Consider the following 20,044-nt stretch of genomic DNA (forward strand, 5'->3'; position numbering starts at 1 on the left):
ATTTTTTTATGCATAAGCAGCCGAAAAGCCAACTGCAAACGATTTATCAATTTTTATTTTCACACTCGGCAAATGTTTGAAGGTATCGGCGGGGAATAGCTGGAGCCCAAATCATTGAGTGAGATGATGCTTCCATTTTTATCTAACTGCTTATACGAGAATCTTTACACGCTGACTCAAGACGAAAAAAGAGAAAGAGAGGAGAAGGGATGGTGATATAAAGAGTTAAAGAGGACTTCTTATAGAAAAATCAGCTAGATTCGACACGAGGTGCTCGTTTTTTGTCAAAACAACACTGATTATAATGGGTAAATATTCCATGCGTATGTTATATAATGGTAGGTAGATTACTGGAAGAAAAGGAGGGATTTTTTTGAAACTGGCCATCAATGTGATTGCCTTCATGATTTGTGCCATTGTATTAGTTATGGGTCAACAGCATTGGAAAGAGAAGCTTTCTGCCCATGCGAATAACGAAGAGGCTGACGAAACGGCACAGATGGGTGAGGAGAAGCAGGAAAAGGATATTGGAATGTATACGAAAGGATTGCCTTCCTTTTTAGCGGAGACGATTCATCAGGCGGCTGATACGAAAAAGCCCATCCGGTTTGTGGTTGTGGAATCCGGGAGTGAAGCACCTGCGGAGGTAAGCTGGGCGGACAAGCTGGGACAAAACTTGGAAAATACATATGGAAAAGAGATGTTTCACGTGCAAATTCAGTCGTATCCGGGACAAACGACAGCTGATTTAGATGCAGGAAAGGTAACGGAAAAGCTGTCAGCGCTTCAACCGGATATCATTTTGCTTGAAGCGCCGATGATTTATGATAATGGATTGGTAGGTATTTACAATACTTTTTCCCATTTGACAAACATCATCGAGCAACTGAAAAAAGAACATCCAAAGCTCATTCTCATGCTGCAGCCTCCTAATCCGATTTATGGCGCAGAAGTATATCCACGGGAGGTGGCTGAGTTGAAAAACTTTGCCCAAGAAAAGGGGATTTACTATATTGACCATTGGCAGGCATGGCCGGCTGTCAATTCTCCGGATTTGCTGAAGTACTTGAAAGAGGATCGGCGTTTTCCAAATGAGAAGGGGCATGAGTTATGGGCAAAAACCATTGCCCGTACATTTATTCATTTGCCTTAAGAACAAGAAAAAAGACCTTTATATAAAAAGGTCTTTTTTCTTATCTGTATGATAGTGACTTTTTTTCTTCTAACAGAGCATAAACTTTGGGATGAAACGAGCAGTTGACACCTTTCCGCTACGTTGACATATGGCATGTTTAAAAAATGGATTTAATATATTGTTTCATCTCTCTCATAATCATCTCCTGTGTTTCTATGCTGTTTTGGCAGGAGATACCATAATGATAATCCATGCCGGATGTTTTCTTCCATATAAATGAACCGTATAAGGAAATCGGGGCTTCGTTTAACGTAAAAACCGTTACAAGCTCCCATTTTGTTCCTTGTGTCGGAATGTCTAATGAGGTAGAAAAACGGAGCCCGTTTGGACTGAAGTCGAGAATTTCAGCCGCTCCCGGCTTAACATCAATCGGGTTGTTATTTCGTTTGACAAGCTGGAACGTTCCTTTGATGGGAGGGTTAAATGCATAGCGAAAACCCTCTTGTCGTTTAAATTGCATGATGATGACCTCCGTCTATGATTTATGTAATCCTATGATACTATGGAAAGTGAAGAAAATGGTAATAATTCGTGAAAAAAATAGTACATTTTCTTGAAATTGCATTGTGCTGTCTGTACGCTGAATGACCCATCTAGTATCATGGGGATGTAAAGCTGGATAAAGCTATTAAGTGGAATAGATGGATAGCTAGGAAGGAAGTTATAGATGATCGACAATCAGGTATTAGCGGATACATATCATTCCCCCCTTTTCATTCTCTCTTTTTTGATTACGTTTGTGACATGTTATACGTCATTGGAATTGACTTTTAAAATGATGGGAGCGGAATCGAATTGGAAACAGGCTTGGCTCATGAGCAGTGCGGTTGTACTGGGGGGTGGATTGTGGGCGATGGAATCGGTCAGTTTTTTGGCGTTTCCCGTGTTTACCGATGGCTATTACCATTATGGCTATGCGGTGCTGGCGCTTTTCATAGGAGTCGGAAGCAGTTATGTAAGCTTTCTTCTGGTAAAACGAGAGGGAAAGAGAACGCTTGCTTTTCTAGCGGCGAATCTCGTTCTTGTCAGCGGTTTTTTCTTTATGCGTCATGTCAGTTTGCTTGGGGTAGGGAAAATAGGGATCTCTTATGATAGGACATGGCTTGCTGCTTCGATCGGGATTGCGCTGCTGACATCTTTTGCGGCGACATGGCTGCTTTTCTTCCGGATGTGTTTCCGCCGGCTGTATGTCATATCTAAAGCGATACTGGCACTTATGGTCACGTTCGCATTAGGGGCGATTCATTATACAGCGATGCTGGCACTGCGCCTGGATTTGACGGCGAAAGGCAAAGAGCTTCATTCGTTCCGGCTCCCTATCCAGACGGAATGGGTGACAGGGTTCATTCTTTTATTTTTAATCTTCCTTTTTTTGCTCATGTTTGTCGTGACGACGCTTGAAAGGAAAATTCGCAGACAGCAAAAGGCCAAACGAGCAATTTTTTATTCATCGCTTGACCCGATTGTCGTCACGAATGAACAAAGTGAAATTATAGTAATGAATCCAGTCGCCGATGCACTGTTTAATATGGATGTAACGGGTCAGCCCATATTCTCCTTTTTGTCTGAATTCGATGGGGTTGATCAGCTGTTGGGAAAGCGGCTTGAAACGAAGTTGTCTGTCAACCAAAGAGAAGACAAAATCATCGAATTAACTGTAACGAGCGTCGATTTGGACGGAGAGCGGGAATATATCTTTTCCATGCGGGATGTCACGGAACAAAAACAAGTGGAAGCGGAATTGAGCGAGACTTCCCATCGATACGAACGGCTGTTTTATGACGCGCCGCTGGCGATGGTGGTTCATCGGAACGGGCGGATTATTTCCGCTAATGAAGAAACGGTGAAATTGGTTAGAGTGGACAAGCGGGAAGGGATTATCGGAAAATCATTGTTTGATTTTATCGCGATGGAAGAACATGACGCGGTGCAAAAACTTGTTCAGGAATTATCGGGTTCCCCGCAGACTCAAGATTCGGTATACAACCAGTTTCGCATTTTCAATGCTAAAAAAGAAGAAATGTATGTGCAGACAAAATCGAGCATCATTAAAATGAAGGGGATTTCTTACATCCAGACGATTCTTCATGATGTAACAGAGCAGCGAAAAGTGAAACAAACCGTTCAATATATGGCCTATCAAGATTTAGTGACAGGACTTCCGACAGCCGGGATTTTTAACACATTAGCGAACAACGCATTGGAACGAGTGAAAAAACACGGGGGATCGGCTGCATTGCTGCTGATTGATCTTGACCGGTTCAAATATGTGACGGATACACATGGGCGTCATGTAGGGGATTATTTGCTGAAAGAGGTGGCCCGTCGCATTCAACAAGTGATTTTGTCGACAGATCTTATTTCCCGGTACGGACTGGACTCTTTTTTAGTATTGCTTCAAAACCGTGACCGCCAGCAAGTTATCCACATTATCGGGGAACTATTGAACCGCGTTGGGGCCGCATTTCGCTATGAGGATTTCGAGGTATATGTCAGCGCGAGCATTGGAGCCACCATTTTTCCGGATGACGGCATGGCACTGGATCCACTTATCCATCAGGCGGATATCGCCATGTATTATACGAAAAAGCACCACCGCAACAGCTTTACCTTTTATGATACGGTTATGCACGAAGAGAGCACGAAACGCATGCTGCTGGAAGAAGGACTGCGCCGAGCGGTGTTGAATGAAGAATTTGAGCTTTATTATCAGCCGAAAATTGATTCGAAAAACGGCTTCATTGCGGGGGTGGAGGCTCTCATCCGCTGGAATCATCCAACACTTGGGAGAGTATCACCAGGGGAGTTTATTCCGGTAGCGGAGGAAACGGGCTTCATTTTAGCCATTAGCGAATGGGCGCTGAAAACGGCGTGCCGTCAAAATAAACAGTGGCAGGAGCAAGGCATGCGGCCGATGCGGGTGGCCGTCAATATTTCGAGTGTCGATTTCGGGGAACAATCGTTCATTCCGATGGTAATGGATGCATTGAAAGAAACGAAGCTCGATCCCCAATATTTGGAGCTGGAGATCACCGAAACCGTTGCCATCAAAAATATGGAGGTCGTCATCGAAAAATTACATATGCTCAAACAGATGGGGATTTATATCTCCATCGATGATTTTGGAGCGGGTTATTCATCGCTGAGCTACATTCAAAAGCTTCCGATTCATGCGTTGAAAATCGACAAATCGTTTCTGCAGGCATTAATGGATAATGAGAAGGAAGAAACGATTGTAAAGGCGATTATTATGCTGGCGAAAAGCCTTGATTTGGAGGTTGTCGCTGAAGGGGTAGAAGAAGAACAGCAGGCGAGGCTGCTCATAAAAGAACAATGTGATGAAATGCAAGGCTATTATTTCAGCCGCCCTCTTTCCGTAGAGGAATTCGCCGCAAAAGCCGACCAAATTGAACGTAAATCCTGCGCCTTGACTACTGTCACTGCGCTCTAACGGACAGTGTGTGAACTGTCCGTTATGTTAAGGGAGAGAAGCGCTCTGCTTTGCTTAAGCGGTCAGCGGCTAAATAAAGGATCATGTAAATGGGGAAGGAATAGATATGCTCCCAATGGACCATCTTATATAGATTGATCATGACAAAAAGCGGTTCGCCGATAAAAGAGGTGAAGGCGCCGAAAAAAACGGCTTTTTTCCATGGGGAGATATGGGGTTTGTATTGAATCATCAATGTCACGATAACGGGAATCAAGCAAAAGTCCCAGGGGATATAGCTAGGGAAAAGCGGCAAGACTTTTCCTTTGTAATACCACAAACCTAAAACGACACCGGCAAGATCAAGAGATGAAGAGATGATAATTAAGAAAAAAGCCGCATACAGCATTCGGTTTCTGCTTTCTTTTCGATGTACTTTCATCCAGATAAGCCAGGGAATGATTGCAAGGGCCAATGAGAGCCACCATTCCCAATGAAATAGCGTATGCTCTTTCCAAAATTCATAATAGTCTTCGTGTATGTGTACAATTTGTTTATAAAAAGCGGCGGTGCTTTCGGTGCTCATTTCATGCTTCATGACATCACCTCTCTTCTCTTCATAGCTTGTACGACGATTGTCCTCTTATACGGAAGGAAAGAAAAAACTTCGCTGACAGATGGTTCTTTCGAATGATTCCGTTTCTGTCAGTCCATAACGTTCGAGCAATTATAGTTGCATATCGCCAAAATTTGTATTTTAATAAATAAATCACGAAATGTGAACGATGGCTTTATGTTTAGACAGCCGGTGAGAGCCCTTAAAGGTCTGGGTAGTCCGCTGTAACATAGCTCAAAAAAGAAATGGGGAGAATAGGAATGGATATAAAGCAAATTCATCATGTGGCCATTATTTGTTCGGATTACAAACGATCGAAAGCTTTTTATACGGAGCTTCTAGGGTTCCGGGTGATAGCCGAAACGTACCGCGCCGAACGAGAATCATATAAGCTTGACCTTGAGGTAGGCAAGGGGCATCAAATCGAATTGTTTTCCTTTCCGAATCCGGCAGAACGCCCGTCATATCCGGAAGCAAGGGGATTGCGCCACTTGGCTTTTGCGGTACCGGATGTTGAAAAGTCGGTGCAAGAACTGCAGGAGAAAGGAGTGGCAGTGGAGGATATCCGTATTGATCCATTAACGGGGCAGAAGTTTACGTTTTTTGCGGATCCGGATGGTTTGCCGCTCGAATTATATGAGGAAGGGATTTAACGCATGAACCAACCTACTGTATCTGTCGTGATTGCGACTTATTATCGTTTATATCCGCTTGGTGAGCTCATAGAATCACTGACAAGGCAAACCTATCAACCGTTTGAAATCATCATCGTCAACGACGGAGGTCCGTCACCCGACATGTTGAAAACCTGCTATCCGGAACTTCCACTTACAATCATCAATTTGAAAGAAAACGCCGGACATGTGCAGGCCCGCAATATTGGTGTGCAGAGAGCGGCAGGTGACTATATTTTATTGTGTGATGATGACGATTTATTGTGGGATACGCATATCGAGCGGATGGTCAAGGAAATGGAAGAGGCCGACTTTACGTTTTCAGATGCGGAAATGTTCAGCTATGAGGTGAAGGATCATACGAGGATTCCGAACCAGCGCCTATTGTTTGCCTATGAGTGGAGCCTTGAAAAAATGCGTAAGTTTTCCACCTATGTTCCTTCCGGCAGCATCTATAAACGGAGCATTCATGATAAGATTGGCTATTTCGATGAAGATGTACATAACTATTGGGACTGGGATTTCTTTTTGCGTGCCGCAGAGAGGTTTCATGTGAAACGTGTTCCGGTGGCGAGCGTTCTGTATGCTTTTTCAATAACAGGAGACAATCAGTCGCTTCAGTTGAATGAACAACGGAATATGTATTTGAAGCGGTTATGCGCCAAGCATAATCTTGGTGAATTACCCGTGAAAAATTTCTGGGTACTGCTGAAGGAACCGGAAGTGAAAAGCCGGGAAGCGAGCAGTGAAATCGTTTGGGACGGAAAGCCGCTCGTTTCACGTCTTGTATAATGCAGGGAGCATGGATAAAAAGTCACTATGGGGCAGGGGGAGAGGAATGTGGTATTATGGCAGCTCTTTATCAGTTTTACACGCGCGACCATGCTTGGATATGGCGGAGGTCCGTCAACCATTCCGCTTTACGAGAATGAGGTCGTCGATCATTATAAGTGGATGACGACAAAGGAATTCGGGGAGGCGCTGGCATTCGGCAATGCGCTTCCCGGCCCGATTGCGACGAAATTAGCGGCCTATATCGGTTTTAAAGTGGCCGGCTGGATCGGTGCGATGGTAGCCCTGGTTGCGGTGGTCATGCCGACTGCTATCTTAATGATTGTGCTTGTTTCGGTACTGCATAAATTTCAGGGTAACCCCATTATAAAAGGGATGATCAAAGGTGTGCAGCCCATTATTTTCGTCATGCTCGCCATGCTGGCATTCGATTTTGCCAAGTACGCGTTTACGGCGAGCAGCGGTTCGGTCGTGTCCTTTTTGCCGTTTGCGATGGCGGCGGCATTTTTTATCATGGTGCATTATCTTGGCATCAATCCGGCATGGGGGGTACTCGGAGCTCTCATTATCGGGGCTGTGGCGCTAAGATAAAGGTATGAAAGCATATGAATTGAAAAAACGGGTCCTCTCTTCGATTGGACCCGTTTTTTCAGAGAATAAGAAAGTATAATTTTTTGATGAGTGACTAGTGTCTAGCTCCAGCGCCTAGCTTAGCAGGGGAAAAGACGATTGCCCTCATAAGGCAAAAAGCGTATACGGGGTCAATCCCTATTTCCTTGGGGCCACAGGATGTGGGGCATGCCGACGTTGCCGCAGGACGCGGCGCTCTTAGTCGGCCTTCTTTTGATCAAGGCGCTTGCGCTTTTCTTAATTCATGAAGGCAACTTCTTTGAGCGGCCAGTAACGCATATTTACTTCGCCGACCACACTATCTATTTTTACTAATCCGAAATGACGGCCATCCCGGCTGATACGGCGATTGTCACCAAGTACGAGAATGTAGCCTTCGGGAATTTTTGATTCATCGGTAATCTCTTTTAATGTAAAATCTGCGGTTAATTGTTCAAAGGGGAGCAGTTGTTTTTTGTAATCCTCCAAGTAAGGTTCTTTTTGCGGCTTGCTGTTGATGAACAACACGTCATCTTGGTATTCTACCGTTTCTCCCGGCAAGCCGATTACGCGCTTCACTAAATACTCATCGGCGTTCGGTGATTTTAAGACGACCATATCAAAACGTTCAGGCTTACTGTGCAGGTAATTGATTTTGTTAATAATGATTTTATTGCCTTCCTCTAAGTTCGGCATCATAGATTGCCCTTTAACTGTATACGGCTGAAATAAAAACTGCTGAATTAAAAAAGATAAAATAAGAGCTACGACAAGCGTTTTGATATATGACCAAATTTCTTTTTTCACTCCATTTTCCATCTTCTCACCCCTTTTTCGCTAAACCCTTCACTATGACAAGTTTAGCACACTTGTTGAGACGATGTCATTTAAATCCGCGTAACGAATGGGATGCTCTGTATTCCCATTCGTTACACAAAAGAAGTCGGCAAGTTCCGTAAGGGGTTCTTGCCGACTTCTTTTGGTTTCTGCTATAAAGTCTTCTAAAAAAGGACCTTTACATCTCTATTACTAATATATTAACAAATTGGTGCAGTAAAGGTCCTTTGTGGTTTTTTAATGAAATATATGTTTTATTAAAAAACCACTAGTTCGTTTTTTTCCAGCCATTGCTGGCGGTCAGCGGCATCTTCGAAAAGATCGGCTGCGTTGTTGCCCGCGATTGCACGTGCCAAAACGAACTCGATCGTCGCCATTGGAGCTGACAGCAAGCGCCAGTTCAGCACAATCGTGCCGTCCGCTTTTACACGACTTGGCTCGTTTTGAAAATCGTCCCATTCAATTTGGGCCGGGACATCGTTCATTTGTTTAGAGAGTGTTTTTAAGCATTCCTGAAGTTTATCGCCGGCACGAGTCATATACCAGTCCGTTAGAAGAGCTTGTATACCTTCGTTTGCTTGCATATCGTTCCATGATTCAGGAAGCGAAGCAATGAATTTTGCTCGGAAGGTTAACTCGGCATCTTCGCGGTCTTCTTTTACGACATTCAATCGGTATTGACGCCCTAAATAAGGGATTTTGTCTCCGTCTTGAAAAGAAGGAACGACAGCCGCCTTTTCTTTCGTTTGGGGCATTGCTTGTTTTGTTTCCGCCGAAGCTTTTTCCGCTTTTGTCCCCGGTTTCGCTTCCCCGAGTTGTTCTAAAATCCATTCTGTTTTTTGAGCAAGAACAAAATGGTGATTACTTTCGTTCAAGCTTCTCGGACCTACAAGTTTCACTCCGTTTTTCGGACAAACGTGTACCGTGATTTCTTGTATATTCGGACGTGCTTCAACCGTATAGTCAATCGAAATATTTCCAGATACATAACTAAACATAGATTTATTCGAACTCCCTTCTACAAATCTTCATTCTATAATGAATCTATCATAATATCAATCTATAAATGGGGGAATGGTCAAAGAGCAACCATTCCCCCATTTATAGACCTAGGCGGTTGGTGCCATCCGCCTAGGTAAACCTTTGGAAATAATTTCAGGAAATGGAAGAAAAAATTTGCGAATAACACGAACGTCATGGTGAATATTGGATTTGGATAAAACTTATAGATGACTGCTTGTTTCATTCGGCCCTTTAGATATAGTACAATTTGACGATATATAGAGTAAGAAAAAAAATTTTCGGCATTGCGGGAAATACCGGTGAAAGAGCCTTACATTTCTTGTGGTGGAAAAAGTACACTCTAGTATGGGGGAGTTATCATGAAAGTCAAATTTATTCACAGCCTTAGATTTAAAATGATAATAAACGGGATTTTTATATAAAGAAAACAGCTACATCTTTGTATAGGACAGCGATTATAATTCAGTTGTTCATCCAATGGGGTTTGAAGGGAAGAATATGAGGGATTTAAAATGCATGACGTTTCTTTTTACTCTCGGATCGGTTATATTGGGCAGCCTCATCATGTACCTATTTACGCGCAAATACATCTTGTCCATTGAAACCAACCGGATATGGGGGCATGGTCGCCAATATGAAGGAGTTTATTACGAAAGTGAGAAAAACAGAGTGAGCGGTTGCAGCGTTGTCTGAAGAGCTGACAGCAATGGAAGAAATCTCAGGTGCTACGCATTTCTTGAGTCAGCTGGCGCAAGACTTGCAGGACTTGCTTGTCAAATTCAAGGTTTAAAATATATAAAATAGGTATTTACAGGAAAAGCGTAGTCTGCTATATTATAAGATAATTCAATAAGTTATCCAGAGTGACTGAGAGATCTGGCTCAATGACGTCACAGCAACCTGCCAAAAGCAAGGTGCTCCTACCAGCAAAGCATATGCTTTGGATGATAAGACGGAAATGGAACTCTTTTCGCATCTGAAGCGGAAAGAGTTTTTTTGTTTTTTGGTAAAGGAAACTCCCATCAGCGGGTTCTTACTGCCTGTTAATGTGAGGGAAATCAAATAGAAAGAGAGTGAAGGTATTATGAGTTTAAGCGGATTAGTAAGAGGATATCTTTGTAAGCAGGAATTAACGGATGAACTAGTACAAACGGTAGCAGGAAGTTTGGAAAGCCGTTTTCGGGCGGACGATGAGAGATGCAAAGTGACGCTTCAGAAGCTGGAAAACTTTTATGAAGTGGTCGTCTATCACCTTCATCATGCTTACGCTGTTGCTTTAGATATTAATAAGGCAGCGACATTAAAGGAAGAAGGGCCGTATGCAGTCGATCAGTACTTACTTGGACAGTTGGAAACGGTCGGACTTCGTGTTCGCACGGAAGCCCGGGTATAAGAGAGGAGCATGGTTAAAATCCATGCTCCTTTTTTCAATGGTCCAGCTGCGGCTCCTAGCTCGTTATGGAAAAGATGATTGCCCTCATAAGGCAAAAGTGTATACGGGGTCAATCCCTGTTTCCTTGGGGTCACAGGATGTGGGTGCCGATGTTGGTGATTAACGTGGCGACCTTAGTCGGCCTTCTTTGAACAGTCGCCTCCGCTTTTCTTGTCTACAATGTATCTTTTTGCCTATAAAGAACGCTCATATTTTGTCGAAAAGTAATATGACTACATTAAATTAAGACATTGGGAGAAAAGGCGGAGGAAACATGTTTCGAAAAATCAGTATTAAGCTTAACTTCATTGTAACCGTCATGATGGTTATCATGCTTGCCACAGTGGCAACATTAAGTTATCAAATTTCGAAAAAACAGATGGAAGAACAAGTAAAAGAGCAGGCTGTAAGTACTTTATCCGGAACAAAGGGACGGATTGAGCTGTATTTAGACCAGTACAAAAAAACGGTGCAGTATTATAGTCAAACAGAGCTTCTGAAAGATTTTTCCCAAACCGTTAACGAGAGCGAGGATCTGGCTGCATGGACAGCGGTCAGAGAAGATTTTAGCCGCTATTTGGATGAATACAAAAATGTAATGGCCATTTATGTAGGAACACCGAATAAGCAATTTTACGGGGCTCCTGAATCTGGGACACTCGATCCGACGACGAGAGGCTGGTATAAGGAAGCAGTGAGCGGACCTGATCAAGTCCACATCTCACAAGTGTATGAAGATGCGATCACGAAAAAGCAGGTCATTACGCTCTCAAAGGCGATTGTTGATTCGTCAACCAATGAAATTCAAGGTGTTTTAGGGATTGACCTCGAATTGACGAAGTTAACCGAAATGGTTAATGAGACAAAGATTGGCTATAACGGTTATTCTATTATGCTTGATACGGAAGGGGTAGCGCTTGTCCATCCGACGCTTCCAGGGGATAATTTGATGGAACTCCCGTTTATTAAACAAATGTATGATAAAAAAGAAGGATATTTGGCGTATACATATGACAATGAAAATCGTATTATGCCGTTTACCACGATTGATCAAACAAACTGGAAAATGGGAATCGTTTATAAAGAGAAAGACTTATTAAGCAATGCCGGCGTCATATTGAAGTCGATCATCTGGACGTCTATTATTATTGTCATCATTGCAGGGATTTTAGTGTTTTTATTCTCAAGAACAATCACCAAGCCGATCCTGGAATTAAAAAAGCAAATGGGACTTGTCGCCGAAGGTAATTTGACCGTTGAGGTAAAGGTTTCATCGAATGATGAAATCGGGGAATTAGCGATCTTTTTCAATAATATGGTAAAGAACATGAGAGAATTAATTTTGGCTGTCGAGAAATCGGTCGAGTCTGTTCATATGTCTGTTGAGCATTTAAGCTCCGTGTCAGAAGAGGCGACCGCTTCGAGTGAAGAAATTGGCCGTGCCATCGGCGAAATTGCCCAAGGGACGACACAGCAGGCAACAGACGCAGATGTGACCAACCATAAAACCATTATATTGTCAGAGCAAATTGCCCATGCACTCGAACAAAATCAAGAATTGCACCAATTATCGGGAGTCGTGACGGCAGCGAGCGAGACGGGGATTTCGCAAATACATTCGCTTCGTTCCCATACGAACGAAACGCTTACGGTCATTGAACAAGTGAATGATGTCATGCTTTCTCTAACGGAAAAGATGAAAAACATCGAAAGTATCGTGCATACAATTGATAACATTTCGGATCAAACGAATTTGCTGGCATTAAATGCGAGCATCGAGGCGGCTAGAGCCGGGGATGTCGGAAAAGGGTTTGCCGTCGTTGCGGGAGAAGTGAGGAAGCTGGCAGAGCAATCCGCACGTGCAACAAGTGAAATCAATGATATGATTCAAAGCATTCAAAAGGAAACGAACAAGGCTGCAGATGAAATGAAACGAACAACAGAGCTTTCAATGAAGCAAGGCGAGGTTGTATCTGATACCGAATCGGCGTTTCAGCAAATTGAATCAAATGTGTCGAAAATGGTGGCGTCCATCCATGATGCGAATGAGAGTATGCATGAGATGGATGATTTAAAAACAGAAGTGGCCGCAGCGGTAGAAAGCATTGCGGCGATTGCCCAGCAATCTGCTGCAGGGGCCGAAGAAATCACGGCTTCGGCAGAAGAGCAAGTGAGGGCAGTCAGTTCACTGTCTCATTCGGCAGAGGAACTGCTGGAATTGAGTGAGCAATTAGCTGGTATTATTCATCGTTTCAAATTATAATAAAAACCTCTCCCGTATGTGGAGAGGTTTTTATTATAATTGAACGAATATTGTCAAAAAATTTACATAATTTTTTAGTTCTAATTTATAAAAAGTGTGGTATCTTATACAACAAGAAGAAAAGAAAGGGGCGTTTTTGCATGGAAGTATCCATCGATCACGGAAATGAGATAAACAGCAAAGAGCTCATCGATCAAGTGCTAGATTTTTTAGAAGAGCAAACCATTTAAATCATCCTCATGAAAAGCCCCGTCACAAAATCTTGATTTTGTGACGGGGCTTTTCGTTAAAAAAAAATTTTTGCGGCCTGTTTAGGTGTCGATGAAATGTCTGGCCAATCAAAGGTTATGAACATACGAAGTCATAGATACCTACTGTACAGCCTCCACGGTTTTATAAGAATCTCTATCGGCTTTTCGGTATCCTTGCAGCAGCAAGAACGCAATGAGAGACAGTATGCTGCCGATGAGAAAGGGAAGGGAGCTGTTTAGGCTGAAAGCCAGAGCTCCAAGCACAGGGCCGAAAATGCGTCCAAGACTGTCCATAGAAGAGCTGATACCCGACGCTGCTCCGTATCCGACTTTGGTTTTCATTGTAATGAGCGACAGCACGCACGGACGAATTAAGGCGTTTCCTGCCGTTAAGATGGACAAGAAGATGGTGGCGTTCACGACATTGGATGAAAACAGCAATAAAATGAAGCCAGTGACAGACGTGAAGACGCCGACGGCGATGAGCGTTTTTTCATTTCCTTTCTTAAAACGCTGGAGAACGCCTCCTTGAATGATGGCTTGCGTTAAGCCGCTTGCCATGAACATCCAGCCGATGGTGGCCGGGGTGGCATTGATTCTTTCTATTTGGAAAAATTGAAAGGTTGCTTCCATGCCTGCCAATGTGAATGTGCCGAGAAAAGCGAGCATATATAGATATTTCACAGGTCCCTGGAAATCGGTTTTAAATAATTGCCATTGGTTTTGTGTATCGGATGGCTGCTGCTGTTTTTCGGCAGAGAGAGACTCCGGTAAAACAAGGAAGGCGAACAAGGTCATGATCATTGCTAAAATTCCCGATGCAATAAACGGGAAGAATAAGCTGATCGTTGATAATAATCCGCCAAGGGCAGGGCCGAAAATAAACCCGAGACCGATCGTCATCCCAAGTAATCCCATTGCTTTTGTTCGGTCGTCTTCTGTTGTAATGTCTGACGCATAAGCGAATGCACATGGAATGACAGCTCCCGCGAATAAACCGCCGAGGATACGTGATGCATACATGAGAATAAGCGAATTTTCTGCAGACGCGAAAATAAAGAAGCTGACGCTAAAACCGATGAGTCCTATAAGGAGTACGGGGCGGCGGCCTTTTCGATCCGATAGATTTCCCCAAAACGGAGCCGTAATGAACGACCCGATAGAATAAACAGCCATTAAAAAGCCCAGGTTGACACTGCTGGCACCGGTGGCACGAATGACTTCCGGAACAATCGGAATGATGATTCCAAAGCCGACAAATACCATAAATAAAATGAACATTAATGTAAAGATTTGTTTCTTCATATGTCACCTTCTGTCTTTGTTGCGGTTTTTCTCTTACCACAAAATTTTCTATATAATAGTCAATTACTAGTATACCAAAGAATGTTCATTTAAGTAGGTTTTCCCAACTATTTAGATCGATTTAGAAAATTTGATATGACCAAAGAACGGTCATGTCAAATTTTCTAGACCTAAGCGGCTGTCACCCCCCTGCGAGGTTGGCTCCATCCGCATAGGTGAACGAGCCAAGTTGTCTGGATGACTGATGGTGGTATCCTTTGATAGGAGGAAGATGTGTCGAGTTATGAAGTGGAATGTATATAAAAAACGTGTACCCTTCGGATTAAAGGGTACACGTTTTTTTAATGTGGTAAGAAGGCTAATTGATATAAGAATAATACGGCAAATAGATATAAAAGAGGGTCGACTTCTTTTGCTTTGCCTTTTACGACTTTCATTAACGGATAAGCGATGAAGCCTAAAGCGATACCAGTTGCAATACTTGATGTCAGCGGCATGCTTAAGATGACAAGGAATGCAGGGAACGCTTCATCCAGCTCTGACCAGTTGATCTCAGAAACGGCGCCCATCATTAAACTTCCAACAATAATAAGCGCTGGAGCTGTAATGGCAGAAATGCCGGATACCGCTCCAACCAACGGACCGAAGAAGGCGGCGATGATGAATAGAATGGCGACTGTCAGCCCCGTTAATCCTGTACGGCCGCCTGCGGCTACACCGGCAGAAGATTCAATATAAGCAGAGGTAGGACTTGTCCCGAACATCGCTCCGATGGACGTACCAAATGAATCAGCCAGTAATGCCTGACGGGCACGCGGCATCGTTTTTCCCTTCATTAATCCTGCCTGTTGGGCCACACCAATCATAGTGCCGGTTGTATCAAAAATAGTGACTAATAAGAAAGAAAAAACAACGGCATATAAGCTGTTCTGAATCACATCCCCAAAAGCTGCAATCGGGTTGGCAATCAGTAACCCTTCAGGAAGATGCGGCATAGCCACAAACCCTTCTTTAAACGAAAGTTCTCCAGTGAAGTAAGCGACAATCCCTGTCACAATCATTCCGAAGAATAAAGCTCCGTTTACGCCGAGCACCATTAAGACGAGCGTGACGGCAAGGCCGATTAAGGCTAGCACCACAGAAGGAGAGTGAAGGTCACCCAATGCGACCAAGTTTGTCGGATGATCCGTGATGATACCTGTTAAGCGAAGACCGATGAAAGCGATAAATAGCCCGATTCCCGCTGTAATTCCGTGTTTTAAGTTGCCGGGAATTGCTTCAATCAATTTTTCGCGAAATGATGTTAATGATAAAATAACAAAAATTAAACCGGCTATAAAAACGGCAGCAAAGGCCGATTGATAATCGATACCGCCATGGGAGCCAACTACTGAATAGGCAAAGTAAGCATTCATGCCCATTCCAGGGGCAATGGCAATCGGATAATTGGCCCCAAGCGCCATCCATAACGTTCCGACGATGGATGCGATAATCGTTGCCGTAAACACTTGCTCGAACGGTACGCCTGCATCGGATAAGATAATTGGATTGACGATGACGATGTATACCATCGTTAAGAACGTTGTAATCCCGGCCAATATTTCGGTTTTTACATTCGTGTTGTACTCTTTAAGTTTAAACATAATTCCCTCCGAATAACGAACATTTCAAAAGCCTCTATTATAATATGGCTATTTCTCATCAATTGCAAGAACAATCTTCATTTTTTCTTGGGAAATATGCATGAATTTAAAGGAACTTTACCAAAATGTTCGGTTTTTGAACATATTCAACTTCAAGATAAAGGATAATAATCGTTTTTTGTATGATGTTGTTTTTCAATAGTATCTCTTACTTTTCTGTTCTTCATCATATTATGGATTAAAAAAACAAGTTTTCTTTTCATTCTTTTTGGGGAGTGATTAGAGAAAATGTTGAACGAAGACTAGTTTTGTCAAGTGTGAAGGAGTCTGTCCTTTTTTCTAGAAGTGTGACAATATAGAATTCGAGGATGGAGTGAGAAAAATGATGAAAACGAGCGATGTGGCGAAAGAGCTTGGTATCAATCCGAAAACGGTATTAAAATGGGTTAAACAGCACGACATTCCTTGTGAAAAGAATGAACTGGGCCATTTTGAATTTACGGACCAACATCTCGAGCAGCTGAAGCAAGTCCAATCAAACTCACCATCACAGCGTGTGGCGTCAACAGTATCCAAACGTGAGGGGACAGTGTCCCTCACTATAGAAGAAACGGAAAAATGGCAGGAGATGCAAAAGCAGATAGATCAGATGTTAATGCGTCTGATGGAAAATGAGAGGCGAATCGAAGAAAAAGCAGGGGAAGTCGTGACGTTTCAAATATTAGAACATCGTTCCGAGATTGACGATCTTCAACAGAAAGTGGAAAAACTGGAAGCGCGCATTCAAGAACTGGAAGAGAAAAAGCAAACGGAATCCTCCCTTTCTCATCTTCCCCAAAAACGTACTTCAAGGTGGAGAACCTTCCTTACAAATCTCCTTTAAAAAACGCCTGAGCAGGCGTTTTTTTATTGTACGTTCGAAAGTCCGCATGAATCTGCAAAGTAAGGGAGTCATGTGTAGTACAAATGTCATTGTTACATCTAGTCAAAATGAGAAAAGGTGATATGATAGGAAATATGGTATTGTTTCGTATTTTTATAAATTTGGGGTGAACATAATGGTTTTTTTCAGAAAAAAGGAGAAAGATACGAGGGAAGAATGGCAGCAGCATGTAGAGGCCATACCTGTTCGCATAGACTTATCAAGTGAAGAAGCAAAGAGACAGCTGCATATGATTTCGCTGACAGAAAAGGATTTGAAGGTAGCGGCCGCTTTAAAGCCTGTTATCCAGCAAGACCTTGACGCAGTCGCCCGCCGTTTTTATGAAGGATTGAAGAGCGAACCGTCTTTGTTCGAAATCATTGAAAAGCACAGCAGCATCGATCGCTTGCAAAAGACGCTTCGTATACATATTGAAGAAATGTTCAACGGAGTCATTGATGAAGAGTATTTAATAAAAAGAAAACGGATTGCGCAAATGCATGTGAAAATCGGCCTTGAACCGAAATGGTATGTACTGGCGTTCCAAAATTTATTTTATTCGATTGTTCAAATCATTGGCGAGCATTCTCTTAGTAAAGAAGATACAGTTCAGGCAATCAGCTCTGTGTCAAAGGTCATGAATTTTGAGGAACAGGTAGTATTGGACGAGTACCGCCATCTATATGAAAGCATTCATGAGGAAGCAGAAGACAAATACCGTAAGCTGCTTCAACAAATTAGTGGAAGCGCTTATCAATTAGCGGTGGTTTCTGAGCAAACGAATCAGTTCATGGAAGAAATCAATGCTCAAGCCCAAGAAGTCGCCTTATTTGCCACAAGCCGTACGGAAGTGGCCAGTGCGGTGGAAGAAGAAGCAGAAACGGGGAAGAATGATCTGGATGAGCAGCAAAGATTAATGAATCATATTCAGCAAAGCATGCAAGATATTTCGTCCAAAATGAAAATGCTCGATCAAACGTCCAACGAAATTTATAAAATTTCGGCTATCGTCACATCTATTGCCGATCAAACGAATTTACTTGCCTTAAATGCAGCTATCGAGTCTGCGCGTGCGGGAGAACATGGCCGGGGATTTGCGGTTGTGGCGGATGAAGTAAGGAAACTGGCCGAAGAAACGAAAACATCTGTATCGGGCGTTAGTACACTTATTCAAGAAATTCATCAGCAAATCGAACATATTTCGGAATCCGTCTTACAAGTGACAGATTTAACGGTAAAAGGCAGCACTCAGATGGAGCAGATGAGCTCGTTCTTCGGCAGTGTAATTGAGCTTGTTAAAGAAAATAAACAGCAAACGTATAAGACAAAGCAAGAACTTGATTCCATTTCCCGCGTCATTGACGAAGCGACCCAAACGATCCATACGGTTGCCCAAACAGCGGATGAATTGAGGGTGCTCTCGCAATCATAACTATATAGGTCGACCTAGAAAACGGGGCATGGCCAAAGAACGTCATGCCCCGTTTTCTAGACCTAAGCGGCTGACACCCCCCTTGCGGGGTTGGCGCCATCCGCATAGGTGAACCCTTGAGGGCGGATCCAAGTTGTCTGGATAACTGATTGTGAATGTGTCTTGCTGGAATGAAGATATGTCAAGTTATTGGATGGAATGTCTATAAATGAATTGCAAAGGCAAGAAGTCGCCGGAGCTTGAAGCACATGGATGTGCAAATGAAGCCGTGGCGATTAACGTTGCGCTCTTAGGCTTCGTTCCTTTGCTGTCCAGCTGCGCGAGCTACACCCTACGGTCATTTCGCCTCTTCCGCCGAAACCAAAAAGCGGTTTCTCTGTCAGAAGCTATAAATGCCCTATGGGTGTGAACGAGCTCGCTCCGCTTTTCTTCTTTGTTCAGCTGCGGCTCCTAGCTCGCTGTGAAAACGATGATTGCTCTCATAAGGCAAAAAGCGCCTTATGGATCAATCCCTGTTTTCTTCACGAGCTGAACAGTCGCCTCCGCTTTTCTTCGAATGCAGATTGTTTGGTAGAACGGTTGAACATACGTATAATAAGGACAAGTGCTAGTAGAGGAGGGTTTTCGATGGGAGAAAATGAAAAACAATATGAGTTGGCGACCTTTGCCGGCGGGTGCTTTTGGTGTATGGTGAAGCCGTTTGATGAACAGCCGGGTATTATGAAGGTCGTTTCCGGTTATACGGGAGGCCATACGGAAAATCCGACGTATGAAGAAGTTTGTTCCGATACGACGGGGCATTATGAAGCCGTGCAAATTACATTTGATCCGTCCGTTTTTCCATATAAACGTTTAGTGGAGCTGTATTGGCAGCAAATTGATCCGACCGATGAAGGAGGCCAATTTGCCGATCGCGGGGATTCTTATCGTACCGCCATTTTTTATCATACGGAGAAACAACAACAAATCGCCGAAGAGTCAAAGCGGAAGCTGGGGGAGAGCGGACGTTTTTCTAACCCGATTGTTACGCCTATTTTACCGGCAGAACCGTTTTATGAAGCGGAAGACTATCATCAGCATTATTATAAAAAGAACCCGATCCGTTACCAGCTGTATCGTACAGGTTCGGGTCGTGAAAATTTTTTAAAAGACCATTGGCCGAAGGCAGATAAACAAAAGCTCAAAGAAAAGCTTACCCCGATACAATACGAGGTAACGCAAAATAACGGGACAGAGCCCCCGTTTCGCAATGAGTTTTGGAACCATAAAGAAGAAGGCATTTATGTGGATATCGTATCAGGGGAGCCGCTGTTCAGCTCGCTTGATAAATTCGATTCCGGCTGCGGCTGGCCTTCTTTTACGAAGCCTTTAAAAGAAGAGCAGGTCACTGAATACACAGATGTCAGCCATAACATGATCAGGACGGAAGTGCGCAGCAAGGAAGCCGATTCCCACCTTGGCCATGTTTTTGAAGACGGCCCGCATCCAACCGGTTTGCGTTACTGCATCAATTCAGCCGCCCTTCGTTTTATTCCGAAAAACGATCTTGAAAAAGAAGGGTATAGCGAGTATATACATCTATTTGCAAAAAAATAAGCAAAAGGGATTCCCCTTTTGCTT

16 protein-coding genes and 1 riboswitch are annotated in these 20,044 nt (G+C 43.3%); of the genes, 10 read left to right on the forward strand and 6 right to left on the reverse strand.

What is annotated here, in order from left to right; genetic code table 11:
• The first annotated feature begins 373 nt into the window (after window positions 1–373).
• Window positions 374–1,153 (forward strand): SGNH/GDSL hydrolase family protein, encoded by a 780-nt coding sequence (locus tag BK575_RS04920; RefSeq protein WP_078409165.1) that lies wholly within the window; start codon window positions 374–376, stop codon window positions 1,151–1,153.
• A gap of 139 nt (window positions 1,154–1,292) precedes the next feature.
• On the opposite strand, the gene BK575_RS04925 is transcribed toward BK575_RS04920, so the two are convergent.
• Entirely contained in the window at window positions 1,293–1,655 is a 363-nt protein-coding gene (locus BK575_RS04925; RefSeq protein ID WP_078409166.1) for a PilZ domain-containing protein, read from the reverse strand.
• 207 nt (window positions 1,656–1,862) lie between these two features.
• Here BK575_RS04925 and BK575_RS04930 point away from each other — a divergent pair, with 207 nt between their 5' ends.
• Window positions 1,863–4,646 (forward strand): EAL domain-containing protein, encoded by a 2,784-nt coding sequence (locus tag BK575_RS04930; protein ID WP_078409167.1) that lies wholly within the window; start codon window positions 1,863–1,865, stop codon window positions 4,644–4,646.
• A 22-nt stretch (window positions 4,647–4,668) separates the two neighbouring features.
• Here the strand turns inward: BK575_RS04930 and BK575_RS04935 are convergent, their stop codons facing one another.
• Window positions 4,669–5,223: a CBO0543 family protein gene (locus BK575_RS04935; protein ID WP_078409168.1), complete on the reverse strand. Its 555-nt coding sequence runs from the start codon at window positions 5,221–5,223 to the stop codon at window positions 4,669–4,671.
• A 278-nt stretch (window positions 5,224–5,501) separates the two neighbouring features.
• Here BK575_RS04935 and gloA2 point away from each other — a divergent pair, with 278 nt between their 5' ends.
• The 3 genes from gloA2 to BK575_RS04950 are packed head-to-tail and all read left to right on the forward strand — an operon-like array spanning window position 5,502 to window position 7,298.
• Window positions 5,502–5,894 carry an SMU1112c/YaeR family gloxylase I-like metalloprotein gene (gloA2, locus tag BK575_RS04940; protein ID WP_078409169.1) on the forward strand — a complete coding sequence of 131 codons (393 nt, stop codon included), beginning with the start codon at window positions 5,502–5,504 and terminating at the stop codon, window positions 5,892–5,894.
• 3 nt (window positions 5,895–5,897) lie between these two features.
• Window positions 5,898–6,707 carry a glycosyltransferase family 2 protein gene (locus BK575_RS04945; protein ID WP_078409170.1) on the forward strand — a complete coding sequence of 270 codons (810 nt, stop codon included), beginning with the start codon at window positions 5,898–5,900 and terminating at the stop codon, window positions 6,705–6,707.
• A 48-nt stretch (window positions 6,708–6,755) separates the two neighbouring features.
• The gene (locus tag BK575_RS04950; protein WP_235867309.1) at window positions 6,756–7,298 is read left to right on the forward strand and encodes a chromate transporter; all 543 of its coding nucleotides are present in this window, start codon (window positions 6,756–6,758) and stop codon (window positions 7,296–7,298) included.
• Window positions 7,299–7,574: 276 nt separating this feature from the next.
• Here BK575_RS04950 and lepB read toward each other — a convergent pair whose 3' ends face one another.
• Entirely contained in the window at window positions 7,575–8,135 is a 561-nt protein-coding gene (gene lepB / locus BK575_RS04955; RefSeq protein WP_078409172.1) for a signal peptidase I, read from the reverse strand.
• Window positions 8,136–8,410: 275 nt separating this feature from the next.
• On the reverse strand, window positions 8,411–9,151 hold the full coding sequence (locus BK575_RS04960; protein WP_078409173.1) for a YgjP-like metallopeptidase domain-containing protein: 741 nt from the start codon (window positions 9,149–9,151) through the stop codon (window positions 8,411–8,413).
• An 876-nt stretch (window positions 9,152–10,027) separates the two neighbouring features.
• Window positions 10,028–10,130: riboswitch (SAM riboswitch) on the forward strand.
• A 130-nt stretch (window positions 10,131–10,260) separates the two neighbouring features.
• Here BK575_RS04960 and BK575_RS04965 point away from each other — a divergent pair.
• Window positions 10,261–10,569 carry a hypothetical protein gene (locus BK575_RS04965; protein WP_078409174.1) on the forward strand — a complete coding sequence of 103 codons (309 nt, stop codon included), beginning with the start codon at window positions 10,261–10,263 and terminating at the stop codon, window positions 10,567–10,569.
• A 313-nt stretch (window positions 10,570–10,882) separates the two neighbouring features.
• Complete coding sequence (locus BK575_RS04970) at window positions 10,883–12,871, forward strand: methyl-accepting chemotaxis protein (RefSeq protein WP_078409175.1); 1,989 nt, start codon at window positions 10,883–10,885, stop codon at window positions 12,869–12,871.
• A 371-nt stretch (window positions 12,872–13,242) separates the two neighbouring features.
• Here BK575_RS04970 and BK575_RS04975 read toward each other — a convergent pair whose 3' ends face one another.
• Window positions 13,243–14,427, reverse strand: coding sequence for an MFS transporter (locus tag BK575_RS04975; protein WP_078409176.1), 1,185 nt, complete (start codon window positions 14,425–14,427; stop codon window positions 13,243–13,245).
• Between the two features lie 341 nt (window positions 14,428–14,768).
• A complete protein-coding gene (locus BK575_RS04980; RefSeq protein WP_078409177.1) occupies window positions 14,769–16,070 on the reverse strand; it encodes an NCS2 family permease in 1,302 nt (433 codons plus the stop codon).
• Between the two features lie 382 nt (window positions 16,071–16,452).
• Between BK575_RS04980 and BK575_RS04985 the strand changes: the two genes are divergently transcribed.
• The 3 genes from BK575_RS04985 (at window position 16,453) to msrA (ending at window position 20,020) form a co-directional block, all read left to right on the forward strand.
• Window positions 16,453–16,953 (forward strand): MerR family transcriptional regulator, encoded by a 501-nt coding sequence (locus BK575_RS04985; RefSeq protein ID WP_078409178.1) that lies wholly within the window; start codon window positions 16,453–16,455, stop codon window positions 16,951–16,953.
• 175 nt (window positions 16,954–17,128) lie between these two features.
• A complete protein-coding gene (locus BK575_RS28845; RefSeq protein ID WP_078409179.1) occupies window positions 17,129–18,424 on the forward strand; it encodes a globin-coupled sensor protein in 1,296 nt (431 codons plus the stop codon).
• 627 nt (window positions 18,425–19,051) lie between these two features.
• On the forward strand, window positions 19,052–20,020 hold the full coding sequence (gene msrA, locus BK575_RS04995; RefSeq protein WP_078409180.1) for a peptide-methionine (S)-S-oxide reductase MsrA: 969 nt from the start codon (window positions 19,052–19,054) through the stop codon (window positions 20,018–20,020).
• The last annotated feature ends 24 nt before the right edge of the window (window positions 20,021–20,044 follow it).

Source organism: Priestia abyssalis (genome assembly GCF_002019595.1).
Classification (GTDB): domain Bacteria; phylum Bacillota; class Bacilli; order Bacillales; family Bacillaceae_H; genus Bacillus_BA; species Bacillus_BA abyssalis.